General features: G+C 69.6%; 18 protein-coding genes. 17 read left to right on the top strand and 1 reads right to left on the bottom strand.

From position 1 onward, the window contains the following. The first annotated feature begins 219 nt into the window (after positions 1-219). The 6 genes from arc (at position 220) to prcA (ending at position 6,328) form a co-directional block, all read left to right on the top strand. Positions 220-1,986, top strand: a complete 1,767-nt coding sequence (gene arc / locus CIB93_RS24945) for a proteasome ATPase (RefSeq protein WP_096629994.1) — start codon at positions 220-222, stop codon at positions 1,984-1,986. A 238-nt stretch (positions 1,987-2,224) separates the two neighbouring features. After that, entirely contained in the window at positions 2,225-3,736 is a 1,512-nt protein-coding gene (gene dop / locus CIB93_RS24940) for a depupylase/deamidase Dop (RefSeq protein ID WP_096629992.1), read from the top strand. A gap of 129 nt (positions 3,737-3,865) precedes the next feature. Beyond that, positions 3,866-4,084, top strand: coding sequence for a ubiquitin-like protein Pup (locus CIB93_RS24935; protein ID WP_011027899.1), 219 nt, complete (start codon positions 3,866-3,868; stop codon positions 4,082-4,084). A gap of 87 nt (positions 4,085-4,171) precedes the next feature. Further along, positions 4,172-4,690, top strand: coding sequence for an endonuclease VII domain-containing protein (locus tag CIB93_RS24930; RefSeq protein WP_096629991.1), 519 nt, complete (start codon positions 4,172-4,174; stop codon positions 4,688-4,690). Then, positions 4,642-5,487 (top strand): proteasome subunit beta, encoded by an 846-nt coding sequence (prcB, locus tag CIB93_RS24925; protein ID WP_096629989.1) that lies wholly within the window; start codon positions 4,642-4,644, stop codon positions 5,485-5,487. Before CIB93_RS24930 ends, prcB begins: the two co-directional genes overlap by 49 nt. A gap of 58 nt (positions 5,488-5,545) precedes the next feature. Next, positions 5,546-6,328, top strand: coding sequence for a proteasome subunit alpha (gene prcA / locus CIB93_RS24920; RefSeq protein WP_096629988.1), 783 nt, complete (start codon positions 5,546-5,548; stop codon positions 6,326-6,328). A gap of 45 nt (positions 6,329-6,373) precedes the next feature. On the opposite strand, the gene CIB93_RS24915 is transcribed toward prcA, so the two are convergent. Beyond that, positions 6,374-7,405 carry a LacI family DNA-binding transcriptional regulator gene (locus CIB93_RS24915; RefSeq protein WP_096629986.1) on the bottom strand — a complete coding sequence of 344 codons (1,032 nt, stop codon included), beginning with the start codon at positions 7,403-7,405 and terminating at the stop codon, positions 6,374-6,376. Between the two features lie 135 nt (positions 7,406-7,540). On the opposite strand from CIB93_RS24915, the gene CIB93_RS24910 reads away from it, so the two are divergent. From CIB93_RS24910 to CIB93_RS24860, 11 genes are all read left to right on the top strand, one after another. Then, positions 7,541-8,809 (top strand): MFS transporter, encoded by a 1,269-nt coding sequence (locus CIB93_RS24910; protein ID WP_096629985.1) that lies wholly within the window; start codon positions 7,541-7,543, stop codon positions 8,807-8,809. A gap of 9 nt (positions 8,810-8,818) precedes the next feature. Then, positions 8,819-10,180, top strand: a complete 1,362-nt coding sequence (gene pafA / locus CIB93_RS24905; RefSeq protein ID WP_026290808.1) for a Pup--protein ligase — start codon at positions 8,819-8,821, stop codon at positions 10,178-10,180. 144 nt (positions 10,181-10,324) lie between these two features. Beyond that, positions 10,325-11,260: an FKBP-type peptidyl-prolyl cis-trans isomerase gene (locus tag CIB93_RS24900; protein ID WP_096629983.1), complete on the top strand. Its 936-nt coding sequence runs from the start codon at positions 10,325-10,327 to the stop codon at positions 11,258-11,260. Positions 11,261-11,303: 43 nt separating this feature from the next. Continuing rightward, a complete protein-coding gene (locus CIB93_RS24895) occupies positions 11,304-11,678 on the top strand; it encodes an FKBP-type peptidyl-prolyl cis-trans isomerase (protein ID WP_096629982.1) in 375 nt (124 codons plus the stop codon). Between the two features lie 138 nt (positions 11,679-11,816). Next, positions 11,817-12,770, top strand: a complete 954-nt coding sequence (locus CIB93_RS24890) for a YafY family protein (protein ID WP_096629980.1) — start codon at positions 11,817-11,819, stop codon at positions 12,768-12,770. A gap of 20 nt (positions 12,771-12,790) precedes the next feature. Then, entirely contained in the window at positions 12,791-13,774 is a 984-nt protein-coding gene (locus CIB93_RS24885; protein ID WP_096629979.1) for a YafY family protein, read from the top strand. Then, positions 13,771-14,082: a hypothetical protein gene (locus CIB93_RS24880; RefSeq protein ID WP_096629977.1), complete on the top strand. Its 312-nt coding sequence runs from the start codon at positions 13,771-13,773 to the stop codon at positions 14,080-14,082. Before CIB93_RS24885 ends, CIB93_RS24880 begins: the two co-directional genes overlap by 4 nt. 51 nt (positions 14,083-14,133) lie before the next feature. After that, on the top strand, positions 14,134-14,331 hold the full coding sequence (locus CIB93_RS24875) for a hypothetical protein (RefSeq protein ID WP_096629976.1): 198 nt from the start codon (positions 14,134-14,136) through the stop codon (positions 14,329-14,331). A gap of 217 nt (positions 14,332-14,548) precedes the next feature. Continuing rightward, positions 14,549-14,842: a Sec-independent protein translocase subunit TatA gene (tatA, locus tag CIB93_RS24870; RefSeq protein ID WP_096629974.1), complete on the top strand. Its 294-nt coding sequence runs from the start codon at positions 14,549-14,551 to the stop codon at positions 14,840-14,842. A 49-nt stretch (positions 14,843-14,891) separates the two neighbouring features. After that, on the top strand, positions 14,892-15,857 hold the full coding sequence (tatC, locus tag CIB93_RS24865) for a twin-arginine translocase subunit TatC (protein ID WP_096629973.1): 966 nt from the start codon (positions 14,892-14,894) through the stop codon (positions 15,855-15,857). Between the two features lie 18 nt (positions 15,858-15,875). Further along, positions 15,876-16,766 carry a diacylglycerol kinase gene (locus CIB93_RS24860; protein WP_096629971.1) on the top strand — a complete coding sequence of 297 codons (891 nt, stop codon included), beginning with the start codon at positions 15,876-15,878 and terminating at the stop codon, positions 16,764-16,766. The last annotated feature ends 19 nt before the right edge of the window (positions 16,767-16,785 follow it).

The raw sequence follows: 16,785 nt of genomic DNA, 5'->3' as shown, positions 1-16,785 counted from the left end.
TCCGAACCAATTGGAGCCAGCCCTGACGGGTGTTGACCGGTTCGACGATACAACCGGCGGCTTTCCGGTGCCGAAGGGTGGGTATTCCCTTGACGTGAGGGAGAGCGCAAGGGTGAAGATCGGACACACCCCGGAGTCTTTGTGATCTAGGGGTTTCAATCATCACCCACCCAGGTAGGGTCAGGAAGCGTCCAGCTCCCCATGGAGGAGGTGAGGACCGTGGCAGCCCACGACGACGACATCAACCGCGGCATCCGGCCCGCGCGAGGGTCAGAGGACCCAGCCGGCCAGGTTGCCTATCTCGAGCAGGAAATCGCCGTCCTGCGACGCAAGCTCGCCGACTCTCCGCGTCATACGAGGATTCTCGAAGAGCGGATCGTCGAGTTGCAGACGAACCTGGCGGGCGTGTCCGCGCAGAACGAGCGGCTCGCCAACACGCTCCGTGAGGCGCGTGACCAGATCGTGGCCCTCAAGGAGGAGGTCGACCGGCTCGCGCAGCCGCCGGCCGGCTTCGGCGTCTTCCTGCAGGCCAATGAGGACGGCACCTGCGACATCTTCACCGGGGGCCGCAAGCTCCGGGTGAACGTCAGCCCCAGTGTCGAGCTCGACGACCTGCGGCGCGGCCAGGAAGTCATGCTCAACGAAGCGCTCAACGTGGTCGAGGCCATGGAGTTCGAGCGGGCCGGGGACATCGTCACCCTCAAGGAGATCCTTGAGGACGGCGAGCGCGCCCTGGTGGTCGGGCACACCGACGAGGAGAGGGTGGTGCGGCTCGCCGAGCCGCTGCTGGACATGACCATCCGCTCCGGCGACGCCCTGCTCCTGGACTCCAGGTCCGGCTACGTCTACGAGGTGGTTCCCAAGAGCGAGGTCGAGGAGCTCGTCCTCGAAGAGGTCCCGGACATCGACTACGACAAGATCGGCGGCCTGGGCGACCAGATCGAGCTGATCCGCGACGCGGTCGAGCTTCCGTATCTGCACCCCGACCTCTTCAAGGAGCACGAGCTGCGGCCGCCGAAGGGCATCCTGCTCTACGGTCCGCCCGGCTGCGGCAAGACCCTGATCGCCAAGGCCGTCGCCAATTCGCTCGCCAAGAAGGTCGCCGAGGTGACCGGGCAGCCCGCGGGGAAGAGCTACTTCCTCAATATCAAGGGCCCCGAGCTGCTCAACAAGTACGTCGGCGAGACCGAGCGGCACATCCGCCTGGTCTTCCAGCGTGCTCGGGAGAAGGCGAGCGAGGGTACCCCCGTCATCGTCTTCTTCGACGAGATGGAATCCCTCTTCCGCACCCGCGGCAGCGGCGTCAGCTCGGACGTGGAGAACACCATCGTCCCGCAGCTGCTCGCCGAGATCGACGGGGTGGAGGGCCTGGAGAACGTCATCGTCATCGGCGCCTCCAACCGCGAGGACATGATCGACCCCGCCATCCTGCGACCCGGCCGCCTCGATGTGAAGATCAAGATCGAGCGTCCGGACGCCGAGGCGGCGAAGGACATCTTCGCGAAGTACCTGACCCCGTCGCTCCCGCTGCACGCGGACGACCTGTCCGAGCACACCGGCTCGCGGGAGGCCGCCGCCCACGCCATGATCCAGTCGGTCGTGGAGCGGATGTACACGGAGTCCGAGGAGAACCGCTTCCTTGAGGTCACCTACGCCAACGGCGACAAGGAAGTCCTGTACTTCAAGGACTTCAACTCCGGCGCGATGATTCAGAACATCGTCGACCGGGCAAAGAAAATGGCCATCAAGGCATTCCTCGAACACGGCCAGAAGGGGCTGCGGGTCGCTCATCTCCTGCAGGCCTGCGTGGACGAGTTCAAGGAGAACGAAGACCTGCCGAACACCACCAACCCCGACGACTGGGCCAGGATCTCCGGTAAGAAGGGTGAGCGGATCGTCTTCATCCGCACACTCGTCACCGGAAAGCAGGGCGCGGACACCGGGCGGTCCATCGACACGGTCGCCAATACCGGCCAGTACCTGTAATACGCGGACCGGCTGCGGATGCCCGGAGGGGGTATCCGCAGCCGGTCGCATTCCACCGATCCGGCCATGCCGGAGCAATGTCGTAATTGATCTCCCCACCGGCGCAGAGGCGCTCTAGGCTCTGCGGTACCGCCGAGTCGCGCAGTGTGGTGACGGGCACCGCACACACGCACCGGACACAGCAGCGGTACTTGAGCGTCGCTCCCGGACGGGACCGACGCCGGGCAAGGAGGGCCGCATGACCGTACGGCGAGTAATGGGCATCGAGACGGAGTACGGGATCTCCGTCCCCGGCCACCCCAACGCCAATGCCATGCTCACCTCGTCCCAGATCGTCAACGCCTACGCGGCGGCGATGCACCGGGCGCGCCGCGCCCGCTGGGACTTCGAGGAGGAAAATCCGCTGCGCGACGCGCGAGGCTTCGACCTCGCCCGTGAGACCGCCGATTCCAGCCAGCTCACCGACGAGGACATCGGCCTGGCCAATGTGATCCTCACCAACGGTGCCCGGCTGTACGTCGACCACGCGCACCCCGAGTACAGCTCCCCGGAGATCACCAATCCGCGGGACGCGGTGCTCTGGGACAAGGCCGGCGAACGGATCATGGCCGAGGCGGCCGAGCGGGCCGCCGCCATCCCCGGCGCGCAGCCGATCCACCTCTACAAGAACAACACCGACAACAAGGGCGCCTCCTACGGCACGCACGAGAACTACCTCATGCAGCGGGAGACGCCGTTCTCGGACATCGTGCGCCACCTGACGCCGTTCTTCGTCTCGCGCCAGGTGGTCACGGGCGCGGGCCGGGTCGGCATCGGCCAGGACGGCCATGAGCACGGCTTCCAGATCAGCCAGCGCGCCGACTACTTCGAGGTCGAGGTCGGCCTGGAGACCACGCTCAAGCGTCCCATCATCAACACCCGGGACGAGCCCCACTCCGACGCCGAGAAGTACCGCCGGCTCCATGTGATCATCGGCGACGCCAATCTCTCGGAGATCTCCACCTACCTCAAGCTCGGCACCACGTCCCTGGTGCTGTCCATGATCGAGGACGCCTTCATCAACGTCGACCTCGCCGTCGACCAGCCCGTACGCACGCTGCACCAGGTCTCGCACGACCCGGATCTGCGGCAGTTGATCACACTCCGCAGCGGCCGTTCACTCACCGCCGTCCAGTTGCAGATGGAGTATTTCGAGCTGGCCCGCAAGTACGTGGACGAGCGGTACGGCACCGACGCCGACGAGCAGACCAAGGACATCCTGACCCGCTGGGAGGACACCCTCAACCGGCTGGAGACCGATCCGATGAGTCTGGCGGGCGAGCTGGACTGGATCGCCAAGCGGGAGCTGATGGAGGGCTACCGCCGCCGCGACGCGCTGGACTGGGACGCCCCCCGGCTGCATCTGGTGGACCTCCAGTACGCGGACGTACGGCCCGACAAGGGCCTCTACAACCGCCTGGCGGCCCGTGGGCGGATGAAGCGGCTGCTGGGCGAGGACGAGGTCACCAGGGCCCGTACGAAGCCTCCGGAGGACACCAGGGCCTATTTCCGGGGCCGCTGCCTGGAGCAGTACGCCGATGATGTGGCGGCCGCCTCCTGGGACTCGGTCATCTTCGACCTGCCGGACCGCGACTCGCTCCAGCGGGTGCCCACGCTGGAGCCGCTGCGCGGGACGCGCGAGCACGTCAAGGACCTGCTCGACCGGTGTCGTACGGCGGAAGAGCTGGTCCGGGTGCTGTCCGGCGGCTGAAAGGCCTCCGGACTGGGAATCAATCACCTGAGGCCCGGACGTTGGACAAGTACCGGGCCAAATGTCGGACCCCGTGGGTAGGGTCTGATCAAGAGCTTCGATTGCTTCGAACCGAGCGGGGTGAGCTACATGGCGACCAAGGACACCGGCGGCGGACAGCAGAAGGCGACGCGTTCCACCGAGGAGGTCGAGGAGCAGGCGCAGGACGCGCAGGCGTCCGAGGATCTCAAGGAGCGCCAGGAGAAGCTGAGCGACGACGTCGACTCGGTGCTGGACGAGATCGACGACGTCCTGGAAGAGAATGCCGAGGACTTCGTGAGGTCATTTGTTCAAAAGGGTGGGGAATAGGGCTGAACGTCCGACTCTTCTGGGGAGAGGCAGCGCTCTCGTTGACGGAAGAATCGGCCGCGGCGGTCCTTCGCCGGTGAAAGGGCCATGCGTGATGGCCTCCAGGCGTATTGCCGGAAGTGCTCTGCCGAGTACTGCCGGCAGCGTCAGGAGGCCAAGGCCAAGGGCAAGCCGGTCCGGGGCAAGGCGCCGGTGCTACGGGAGCACGAACGTTGCACGCAGCGCGGCGAGGTGAAGCCGCATGACCAGTGGGAGCGCGACAAGTCGTCTTCCGACGGCCGGTCGAGTTCCTGCCGCGAACGCGGGGCGGAGCGAGGTCGGATCGGCTGCTTCAAGCGCACGCAGGGCCTTGTTCCTGCCGAGCCGGACGCGCTGATCGTGGCTCAGCAGGGCGTGTGCCGTATCTGTCCAATCGCTCCGGCTGAGCATGTGGATCACTGCCATGAGACGGGTAGGGTCCGTGGCGTACTGTGCTTCAGCTGCAACGCAGCCCTGGGGCAGTTCAAGGATCGGCCGGATGCCATAAGGCGTGCAGCCGCATACGTGGAGGGAAACGCGTGGAAGCCAACACTCGTAGCACCGGGCGTCTACCAGCAGCCTTCCTGACGCCGGGGTCGTCCTCGTTCATGGACTTCCTGTCCGACCAGTCGCCCGAGATGCTCCCGGGCAACCGGAGCCTGCCGCCGCTCCAGGGGGCCATCGAGGCGCCGCACGGGACGACCATCGTCGCGGCGTCCTTCCCCGGCGGCGTGGTCCTGGCCGGTGACCGGCGCGCCACCATGGGCAACATGATCGCGCAGCGCGACATCGAGAAGGTCTTCCCGGCCGACGAGTACTCGGCGGTAGGCATCGCCGGAACCGCCGGACTGGCTGTGGAGATGGTCAAGCTGTTCCAGCTGGAGCTGGAGCACTTCGAGAAGGTCGAGGGCGCCCAGCTCTCCCTGGAGGGCAAGGCCAACCGGCTCTCCACCATGATCCGCAGCAATCTGGCCATGGCCATGCAGGGCCTCGCCGTGGTGCCCCTCTTCGCCGGTTTCGACGTCGACCGCGAGAAGGGCCGCATCTTCTCCTACGACGTCACCGGCGGGCGCTCGGAGGAGACCGGCTACGCCGCCACCGGCTCCGGCTCGATCTTCGCCCGCAACGCGATGAAGAAGCTCTACCGCGAGGACCTGACGGAGGAGCAGGCCCTCACCCTGGTCGTGCAGGCGCTGTACGACGCCGCGGACGACGATTCGGCGACCGGCGGCCCGGACGTGGCCCGCCGCATCTACCCGATCGTCACCGTCATCACCGACGAAGGCTTCCGGAGGCTGAGCGACCAGGAGTCCTCCGAGATCGCGCGCTCCGTTCTGGAACGCCGACTGGAGCAGCCCGACGGCCCGCGCGCCGCGCTGCTCTGACCCGGACTCCGAGCCTTTAGAGATGCACTCGTCACTGACAGGAAGGGACGGATAGCCGGTGTCGACGCCGTTCTATGTCTCACCCCAGCAGGCCATGGCCGACCGGGCGGAGTACGCCCGCAAGGGCATCGCCCGTGGTCGCAGCCTCGTTGTGCTGCAGTACGCCGACGGCATTGTGTTCGTCGGCGAGAACCCGTCCCGTGCGCTGCACAAGTTCAGCGAGATCTATGACCGGATCGGCTTCGCCGCCGCCGGGAAGTACAACGAGTACGAGAACCTCCGCATCGGCGGCGTGCGCTACGCCGATCTGCGCGGATACACCTACGACCGGGACGATGTGACGGCCCGTGGGCTGGCCAACGTCTACGCGCAGACGCTCGGCACCATCTTCTCCAGCGCCGCCGAGAAGCCCTACGAGGTGGAGCTGGTGGTCGCCGAGGTCGGCCCCGAGCCCGAGGGCGACCAGATCTACCGGCTGCCCCACGACGGTTCGATCGTGGACGAGCACGGCTCGGTCGCAGTCGGCGGCAACGCCGAACAGATCAGCAGCTTCCTCGACCAGCGCCACCGCGACGGCATGACGCTCGCCGAGGCGCTCAAGCTGGCCGTCCAGGCGCTCTCGCGGGAGCCGGGCGGCGGCGAGCGGGAGATCCCGGCCGAGCGCCTGGAGGTCGCGGTCCTGGACCGTACCCGCCCCCAGCAGCGCAAGTTCAAGCGGATCGTCGGCCGTCAGCTGACCCGGCTGCTGGAGACGGAAGTCGCGAGCAGCACCCCGACGGACGCCCCGTCGGACACCGAGGACACCGACTCCGCCACCACGCCCGATTCCACGGAGGAGTAGGCGCCGGCGCCTCTGATGCCCCCGGGTCGCGGCCCGGGGGCATCGTCATGCCCGGGCGGCGGGCGGCGCCGTCGAGCCGCGTACGACCAGCTGTACCGGCAGACCGCCCGGCTCGACGGGGCGGCCGTCCAGCACGGCGAGCAGCGCCTCCATACCGCGCTCCCCGACGTGCTCGGCGGGCAGCTGAACCGTGGTCAGTTCCGGCTCGACGGCGGTGGCCAGCGCCAGATCGTCGAAGCCGGTGACCGACAGCTCGTCCGGCACCCGCAGCCCGAGCCGCCGAGCCGCCTTGCAGGCGCCCGCGGCCAGGATGTCGTCATCGCAGACGATCGCGGTCGGCCTCTGTCCGGCGGCCGCCAGCACCCCTTCCGCGGCCTCGCGCCCCGCCCGTACGTCCAGCGGGGCCCGTACCGTACGCAGGCTCGCGTCCGGCACCGCGCCCAGAGCGTCGTGCAGCGCCCGGGCCCGGACCGCGAACGTCCAGGTGTCCACGGCGGAGGCCAGATGCAGGAAGCGGCGGTGCCCGAGCCCCAGCAGATGGTCCGTCACCTGCCGCATCCCGTCGCCGATGTCCAGGTTCACCTGGGCCGCGGGGCCGGTGTCGGCCGGATCGCTGTCCAGCATCACCAGCGGCAGCTCGGCCCCGCGCAGTGCGTCCAGGGCGTCGGCGGCCATCGAGGACGCGATCACCCCGTCCAGCGAGGCGCGGGCCGAGGCGAACGGGTCCCGGGCCGGGCCCGTGCCGTCGGGGGAGGGGTAGAGCACCACACCGAAGTCGTGCTCCGCGGCGACCGCCGCCGCCCCGGTGTACACCCGGGCGAAGAACTCGTTGGTGAGCGCGGGGACCACCAGCAGCGCGGTCCTGGTCCGGCCGAGCCGCAGACTGCGGGCCGCCAGATTGGGCCGGTAGCCCAGCTCCGCCGCGCTCTCCCGGACCCGCCGGGCCGTGGCCTCGGAGACCCGTCCCGGCCACTTCCCGCCGAGCACCAGGGAGACCGTCGCCTGGGAGACGCCCGCCGCGCGGGCCACGTCCCGGCTGGTGGGCCGGGCGGGTACGGGCTGATGGGCGCTGGTCACTCGGGCCTCCGTGCGGGGTGTCTCCACAGCGCCGCGAGGTAGACCCGCGTGCTGCGGACATGGTACGTATGAACGTCGACGTTATACGTAAAACCTCGGTGGGCGGCAGCCCGGGCCGGGCGGAGAGGGGCGGACATGGCCGCGGGATATCTGGACATCCTCCGGGCGCGGCACGCTGCCCGGCTGCTCACGGGCACGCTGGTGGGGCGGCTGCCCAACGGCACCGCGCACATCGCGATCGTGCTGTTCACCCGCGCCGAGGGCGGCAGCTACACCCTCGCGGGCGCGCTGGCCGCCGCCTACGGACTCGCCACCGCCGTCGGCCAGCCGCTGCTGGGCCGGGCCGTGGACCTGTACGGGCAGCCGCGCGTCCAGTTCCCCGCCGCCGTCCTCTCGGCGCTCGGCATGGCCCTGTTCGCGGTCGCGGGCCTCGGCTCGCTCCCGCTGGCCTACGCCGCCGTCGTCGTCGCGGGAGTCGCCACACCGCCCCTGGAGGGCGGCCTGCGCGCCCTGTGGCCCAGCGTCCTCAAGCGCGAGGACCAGCTGCACCGGGCGTACGCCATGGACGCCGTCGCGCAGGAGATCATGTTCACGGTCGGGCCGCTCCTGGTGACGCTGCTCGTCGCCCTCTGGTCCCCGGCCGCCGCCCTCCTCGTCATCAACGCCATCGGCGTCCTGGGCGCCCTGTCCGTCGTCCTGTCCGAGCCCTCGCGCACCTGGCGCTCCGCACCCCGCGAGGCGCACTGGCTGGGCGCCCTTCGCTCGCCCGGACTCCTCGCCCTCCTCGGTGCCTTCTTCTTCATCGGCCTCGCGCTCGGCTCCATCACGGTGGCCGGAGTGGCGTACGCCGACGACCACGGCCGGGAATCGGTGTACGGCTGGCTGATGGCCTCGCTCGGCCTCGGCGCGCTGATCGGCGGCCTGGCCTACGGCGCCCGCCAGTGGGCCGGTGCGCCGGAGAAGCGGCTGCGGGTCATCGTCGGCCTGCTGGCGCTCGGCTACCTGCCGCTCACGCTCACCCCATCGGTGCCCGTGATGGCCGCCCTCGCCGCCCTCGCCGGGGTGTTCCTCGCCCCTGCCATCGCCTGCTCCTTCATCGTGGTCGACCGGCACGCCCCGCGCGGCACGGTGACCGAGGCCTTCTCCTGGCTCGTCACCACCTTCGGCGTGGGCGCGGCGGTCGGAACGGCCGTTGCGGGACCGGCCGTCGAGCTCGGCTCCACGGCCTGGAGTTTCGCGGTCGCGGGGGCCGGGGGAGTGGCGGCCCTGGTGGTCCTGCTGGCCACCGGACGGGTTCTGGGGGCCGACTCGGTGCCCGTCCGCGCGCCCGCCGTCGTGACCGGATCTGAAAATGATCGGAACGGTGCTGTCGAACCCGGTTTCAGCACAGGCCGTAAGGCGTAATGTTCAGTCATGGACCGCCGCATTTTCGGGCTGGAGAACGAGTACGGCGTCACGTGCACGTTCAGGGGACAGCGCCGACTGTCACCTGACGAAGTGGCGCGCTACCTCTTCCGCCGTGTTGTGTCATGGGGCCGCAGCAGCAACGTCTTTCTGCGGAACGGCGCCCGCCTCTACCTCGACGTGGGATCGCATCCGGAATATGCCACCCCCGAATGCGACAACGTGACCGAACTGGTCACGCACGACAAGGCGGGCGAGCGCATTCTCGAAGGCCTGCTCGTCGACGCCGAACGCCGCCTGCACGAGGAGGGAATCGCGGGCGACGTCTATCTCTTCAAGAACAACACCGACTCGGCGGGAAACTCCTACGGCTGCCACGAGAACTACCTCGTGGCCCGGCACGGAGAATTCTCCCGGCTCGCGGACATCCTCATCCCCTTCCTCGTCACACGGCAGCTGATCTGCGGGGCGGGCAAGGTGCTCCAGACCCCGCGCGGCGCGGTCTACTGCGTCAGCCAGCGCGCCGAGCACATCTGGGAGGGCGTCAGCTCCGCCACCACCCGCTCCCGGCCGATCATCAACACCCGCGACGAACCCCACGCCGACGCCGAGCGGTACCGCCGCCTCCACGTCATCGTCGGTGACTCCAACATGTCCGAGACGACCATGCTGCTCAAGGTCGGCGCCACCGACCTGGTGCTCCGCATGATCGAGGCGGGCACGGTGATGCGCGACCTGACCCTGGAGAACCCGATCCGGGCGATCCGCGAGGTCAGCCACGACCTCACCGGGCAGCGCAAGGTCCGCCTGGCCAGCGGCCGGGAGGCCTCGGCCATAGAGGTCCAGCGGGAGTACTACGAAAAGGCCGTGGACTTCGTCGAGCGCCGGGGCATCCGCACCGGCACCGTCGACCAGGTCCTGGAGCTGTGGGGCCGCACCCTGGACGCGATCGAGGCCGAGGACCTCGACCGGATCGACACCGAGATCGACTGGGTCATGAAGTACAAGCTCATCGAGCGGTACCGGGCCAAGCACAACATGACCATGTCGAATCCGCGGGTCGCGCAGATAGACCTCGCCTACCACGACATCCACCGCCGAAGGGGTCTCTTCTACCTCCTGGAGCGCAAGGGGCAGACCGCCCGCATCTGCAACGACCTGAAGATCTTCGAGGGCAAGTCGGTGCCCCCGCAGACCACCCGGGCCAGGCTGCGCGGCGACTTCATCCGGCGGGCCCAGGAGCAGCGGCGGGACTTCACCGTCGACTGGGTCCACCTCAAGCTCAACGACCAGGCGCAGCGCACGGTGCTGTGCAAGGACCCGTTCCGTTCCGTGGACGAGCGGGTGGAGAAGCTGATCGCCGGTATGTGAGCGCACGCACGCACCGGCCCCCGGCCCCCGGGACCCACCGGTCCCGGGGGCCGGGGCTGTGTGCGGGGTCCGGCCCGAACGGAATGAGAGGCCCTAGAGTGTTCCGGGACTGAACCACCGTGCCCCCTGAGATCTGAGGAACCAGTGCGCCGAATTGCCGGCCTTCTCGTCGCCCCCCTCCTGCTGCTGTCGGCAGTGGCGTGCGGCACCGACAAGGCCTCCGACTCCGCCTCGTCCAAGAACGGCGTACCCGCGATCACCGCGGGTGCGAAGTTCGGCGAGAAGCCCACCCTCTCCAAGGGCGAGGGTGACCCGCCCAAGGAGCTGAAGACCGACGTCATCAGCGAGGGGGACGGGGCGAAGCTCAAGAACGGCGATGCGATCCAGGTCAACTACCTCGGTCAGGCCTGGGACTCGGACAAGCCGTTCGACAACAGCTTCGACCGCAAGCAGCCCTTCGACCTGACGCTCGGTGCGGGCATGGTCATCCAGGGCTGGGACAAGGGCCTGGTCGGGCAGAAGGTCGGCAGCCGCGTCGAGCTGGTCATCCCGCCGGAGCTCGGATACGGCGAGCAGGGCCAGGGCGACATCAAGCCGAACGCCACCCTCGTGTTCGTCGTCGACGTCCTCAAGGCCACCCAGATCCCGGCCTCCGCCAAGGGCACCGAGGTCGCCCAGGACAACATCGACCTGCCCAAGGTCGGAGTGAAGGCCGACGGCAAGGCCCCCACCGTCACCATCCCCAAGAGCGACCCGCCGAAGAAGCTGGCCTCCACCTACGTCCTGGAGTCCGACGGCGAGGTCGTCAAGGAGTCCGACAGCGTCGTCGTGAACTACGTCGGCATGGTCTGGAAGGACGCCAAGGAGTTCGACAACACCTACTCCACCGGCAAGACCCAGACCTTCCCGCTGTCGCAGGTCACCCTCAAGGGACTCAAGACCGGCCTGATCGACAAGAAGGTCGGCAGCCGGGTGCTCATCGTCATCCCGCCGGACCAGGCCTTCGGCGACCAGCAGCAGCAGGCCATCCCGAAGAACTCCACCCTGGTCTTCGCCGTGGACATCCTCGCCAAGGTGTAAGACTGTCCCGGTTGCCCAGTTCATCATTTAGAGGAGCAGTTCAGTGAGCATCGACAAGCCCGAGATCGACTTCCCGGGTGGCGAGCCGCCGGCAGACCTGGCGATCAGGGACATCTGGGAGGGCGACGGCCCGGTGGCCCAGGCCGGCCAGACCGTCTCCGTGCACTACGTGGGCGTGGCCTTCTCCACCGGCGAGGAGTTCGACGCCTCCTGGAACCGCGGCACCCCGCTGCGGTTCCAGCTCGGTGCCGGCCAGGTCATCTCCGGCTGGGACCAGGGCGTGCAGGGCATGAAGGTCGGCGGCCGTCGCGAGCTGATCATCCCCGCGCACCTCGCCTACGGCGACCGCGGCGCCGGGGGCGGCCGTATCGCCCCGGGCGAGACGCTGATCTTCGTCTGCGACCTGGTCTCCGTCTGACCGGCTCCGGTTACGCGAACGAGGGCCCCCGCCGCACGGCGGGGGCCCTCCTCGTCCTCCGGCCCCTGCCCGGCTTTGGTCCCCCACACCCCGGGGCGGTACGGTCGACCGTCGTAGCGCACAAGAGAAAGGGCGTCGATGGCGATTGCCAAGGCCGAGCGGTTGATGAACCTCGCGCTGTGCCTGCTGGGGACCCGGCGCCCGCTCAGCAAGCGTGAGCTCCGCGGCTCCATCGAGGCCTACCTCGAAGCGGGCACCGACGACTCCTTCAACCGGATGTTCGAGCGTGACAAGGACGATCTGCGCGAGCTCGGCCTCGTCATCGAGACCGTCGAGAACCTCGACGGCGACACCGGCTATCTGGCCCGCCGCGACAGCAACCGGCTGCCCCCCATCACCCTGGACGCCGAGGAGGCCGCGGCCCTCGGGCTCGCCGCCAAGGTCTGGCAGCAGGCCCGCCTCGCCGGGGCCGCCAGCGGCGCCCTCCAGAAGCTGCGCGCCGCCGGGATGCCCGAGGCCGAGGACGACTACGAGGTGCACAGCGCCCTCGAACCCCGTATCCCCGTGCACGAGGCCGCGTTCGAGCCCCTGATGCTGGCCTGCCGTGACCGCCGCCCGGTCACCTTCGACTACCGCAAGGCCAACTCCGCCCGCCCCGAGCAGCGCCAGGTCGAACCCTGGACCCTCGAATGCTGGCGCGGCCACTGGTACCTCGCGGGCTGGGACCGCGAGCGGGGCGCCGAGCGCGTCTTCAGGCTCTCCCGCATCACCGGCAAGGTCCGCTCCCGCGCCGGGGCCTTCACCGCCGAGGTGCCCGACGTGGTCACCGTCCGCGAGACCGTCGAGAGCTGGGCCGGCGAGACCGCGACCCGTACCGCACGGATCAGGCTCCGCGCCGGAGCGGGCTACCCGCTGCGGTCCCGGGCGATATCCGTCACGGAGCGCGGCGACGGCTGGGACGAGCTGGAAATCCCGTACGGACACGGCCTCGACGCCTGGCTCGTCGAGTTCGGGCCGGACGTCGTCGTGGAGGAGCCCGCCGACCTGCGGGCCGATGTGGTGGACCGGCTGCGCGCCGTGGCCAAGAACTAAGGGACCAGGGGACCGAAGCGATGGCCACGAACGCGATCGACCAGACCCGCCGGATGCTGTCCCTGGTGACGTATCTGCGCGAGCGCCCCGGCGCCCACGTCCAGGACGTGGCCCGGGCCTTCGGGATCACCGAGGACGAGCTGATCTCCGACCTCGACGTGCTGCCCATGTGCGGCACCAGCTTCCGCGGCGGGGACCTCCTCGACATCGACACCGACGGCGACCGGATCTGGTGGCACAACCCGGACGACGTCGCCGAGCCGCTGCGGCTCGCCGCCGACGAGGCGACCGCCCTGCTCGTCGCCGCCCGTGCCGTCGCCACCCTGCCCGGCCTCCGCGAGAGCGACCGCCAGGCACTGGTCCGCGCCACCGCCAAGCTGGAGACGGCCGCAGGCGAGTCAGGGGCGGCCAGCTCCCGGCTCTCGGTGACCTTCGAGTCCGAGGGCGGCGTCTTCGCCGACGTCGACCGGGCCATCTCCGAGCGCCGCCGCCTCTGGCTGCGCTACTACTCGCCCGCCCGCGACGAACTCACCGAGCGCGAGGTCGACCCGATCCGGCTCTTCGCCGTCGGCCACACCTACATGGAGGGCTGGTGCCGGCTCTCCGAGGCCCGCCGGACCTTCCGGCTGGACCGGGTCGCCGAGATCCGCCTCCTCGACGCCCCCGCCGTCCCGCCCGAACTGGAGTTGCGAGACCTGTCCGCAGGGCTCGTCCAGCCCGCCGCCGAGGACCCCGAAGTGGTGATCGAGGTCGGCACCGGAGGCCGCTGGGTCGCCGAGTACTACCCGCACGACTCCGCCGAGGAACTGCCCGACGGCGGACTGCGGATCACCCTGCGCACCCCCGACCCGGCCTCGCTGCGCCGCCTCGCCCTGCGCCTCGGCGGAGAGGGCCGCATCGTCGACCCGCCGGCGCTCGCCGACAGCGCCCGCGAGGCGGCCCGCGAGGCGCTCGCCGCCTACGAGGACACGGGCCCGGAGGCCGAGGAGCGGAGACCACGATGAACGGGACGCCCCTGTTTCCGGCCGCCCCCGGGATCAGCCCGGCGACACCGCGGGCGACCGCCGGGCCCGTACCGGTGCCGGTTCCCGCCGCCGTACGGTTCCGGGCCGGCTGCCCCGACTGCCGCGGGCGCTTCGAACTCGCCGCCGGGGAGCTGCGCCTGGCGATCGGCGCCACCAGCCGCACCACCTTCTACACCTTCACCTGCCCCGAGTGCGGCGCCTCGGTCCGCAAACCCGCCGGGGAGCGCATCATCGAACTGCTCACCGGCGGTGGTGTACGCACGCTGCGCCTGCACGCGACCCCGTAGCGCCCGCCGCAGCGCCGTACAGGAAAGCCGCACAGGAAAGAGGCACGCCGTATGTTCTGGCCCATGCTCGCCATCGCCCTCGGATTTCTGGGGGTCTTTGTGCTGGGCGTGCTCGGCATCAAGGTCTTCGTCGAGGCACAGCGGCTCGGCCGTCAGGTCACGGCCACCACGGAGCGGATCAACCGGGCGTCGGAGGACCTCGAACAGGCGGCGACCCGCCTCGCGGCCACCGGCGACGGCCTGCGCTGACGGGCACTGCGGGCTGATGTCCGTCGGCGCCGAGGGGTACGCTGCTGGGGGCGGCCCAGGCAGGGAGGGGCGGGTCGCAAGCCGCAGTACGCGCGGGCATTGCCTCGCGTTTACTCCCGCGGGTTACGATCGCTGCCAGCGCAATGATCGGACGTATGCCCGGTCGAACGGGTAGCGAGCCCACCCTCCAGCCGCCTCAGTGAGAAGGAAGTCGCACATGATCGGCAATCTGAAGCCCCTAGAGATCGTTCTGATCATCGCTGTCATCCTGCTGCTCTTCGGTGCCAAGAAGCTTCCCGACATGGCGCGTTCGCTCGGCAAGTCGGCCCGCATCCTCAAGAGCGAGGCCAAGGCGATGAAGAAGGACGACGCGGCCACGGCGGCCACGACGGAGACCGTCGAGGACCCGGCCCCGCCGCAGTCCACCACCGCGCGCACCATTCAGGCCGCGCCCGGAGACGTCACGAGCTCCCGCCCGGTCAACGAGGCCAAGCCCACCACCCAGAGCTGACCGCTGACGCGCTCCGCCGACAGCCGCCGTACGAGACGAGGGAAGTGGGTTGCTCAAGTCTGCCCGCAAGCAGGAGAAGGACGACGAGGGGCGGATGCCTCTCCTCGATCACCTGCGTGAGCTGCGTAACCGGCTACTGAAGTCCGTGCTGGCGGTCGTGATCGCCGTCATCGGGGCCGCCTTCTTCCACAAGGAGATCTTCGAGTTCCTGATGAAGCCGATCCTCGACTCGGTCGGCTGCAAGAACGGCGTCGAGACGATGGTCAACGGCCGCCCCTGCGCGGAGATGACCACCAACGGTCTGTTGTCGCCCTTCACCATCGCGCTGAAGGTCTCCCTCATGGCGGGCGTCCTGCTCGCCACGCCTGTCTGGCTCTACCAGCTCTGGGCCTTCGTCGCCCCCGGCCTGCACCAGAAGGAGAAGCGGTACTCCCTGGCCTTCGTGGCCGCGGGCGTCCCGCTGTTCGTCGCCGGCGCCTACCTGGCCTACGCGATCCTGCCGGAGACGGCCGAGATCATGCTGGGTTTCACGCCCGCCAACGTCACGAACCTGCTGCCGCTGGACGACTTCCTCGACCTCATCACCCGCATGGTGATCGTCTTCGGGCTCGCCTTCGAACTGCCTCTGCTGCTCGTCGCCCTCAACATGACGGGCGTCCTGTCCGGCGCCCGTATGCTGCGCTGGTGGCGCGGCATGATCGTCGGCCTCACCGCCTTCGCGGCCATCGCGACCCCCGGCGGCGAGCCCATCTCGATGCTGCTGCTGGCCGGTCCGCTCGCGGTGCTCTACTTCATCGCCGTCGGTTTCTCCCTGCTGAACGACAAGCGCCGCAACCGCAACAACCCCGACGCCGAGCTCAGCGACGACGAGGCCTCGCAGCTCGACCTGACCCCCGAGCCGGTCGGCGGCGTCGAGCCGGAGACCGACCCGCGCCGGGCGCTTCCGGGGCAGGCCTCCGGTGAGGCGGACGGGCCAGGACCGCGCCGGATGAACGGTTACGACGACATCACCTGACCTTGTAGGGTCCGGCGGGTGACCAGCGAGATCACCCTCTTCGTCAATCCCACCGCAGGAAGCGGCCGGGGCGCGCACGCCGCGCAGCCGGCCGCTTCCGCGTTGCGGGACGCCGGATTCTCCGTCCGTACGGTGCTCGGCGAGGACGCCGACGACGCCCTGCGCCGGGCCCGTGAGGCCGTGGCGGCGGGTACCGGGGCGCTGATAGCCGTGGGCGGGGACGGGCTGATGTCCCTGGCCCTCCAGGCCGTCGCGGGGACGGGCACGCCGCTCGGCGTCGTGGCTGTCGGCACGGGCAACGACTTCGCCCGGGCGCTGGGCCTGCCGATCCGTGACCCGGCCGCCGCCGGTGCGCTGGCCGCGCGGGCGCTCAAGGAGAGCGATCACCGTGACATCGACCTCGGGCGGGTCGGGGAGCGCTGGTTCGGGACGGTGCTCGCCTCCGGGTTCGACTCGCGGGTCAACGACCGGGGCAACCGGATGCGGCTGGTGGGCGGGCGGTTCAAGTACGACCTCGCGATCCTCGCCGAACTGGCCGCCTTCAAGCCGATCCCGTACCGCATCCGGCTGGACGGGGGAGAGGCCCGCGAGATCGAGGCCACGCTCATCGCGGTGGGCAACGGGACGACGTACGGCGGAGGCATGCGGATCTGCGCCGAGGCCCGGATGGACGACGGGCTCTTCGACGTGACCGTGGTGGGGGAGTGCTCCCGCGCCACCCTCCTCAAGGTCTTCCCCAGGGTCTACAAGGGCACGCATCTGAGCCACCCGGCCGTCACCGCGCACCGCGTCTCCTCGATCGAGCTGGCCGCGGCCGGTGTCACCGCGTACGCGGACGGTGAACCGATGGGCGCGCTGCCGCTCACCGCCACCTGTGTACGGGGGGCCGTGCGGGTGCTGGCCGGGTGAAAGGCCAAGGGCATTTAAA

It is taken from the genome of Streptomyces sp. WZ.A104 (assembly GCF_002382885.1).
Taxonomy (GTDB): domain Bacteria; phylum Actinomycetota; class Actinomycetes; order Streptomycetales; family Streptomycetaceae; genus Streptomyces.
Note: the sequence above shows the minus strand (reverse complement) of the source record. Positions and strands in the feature narration are given on the sequence as shown.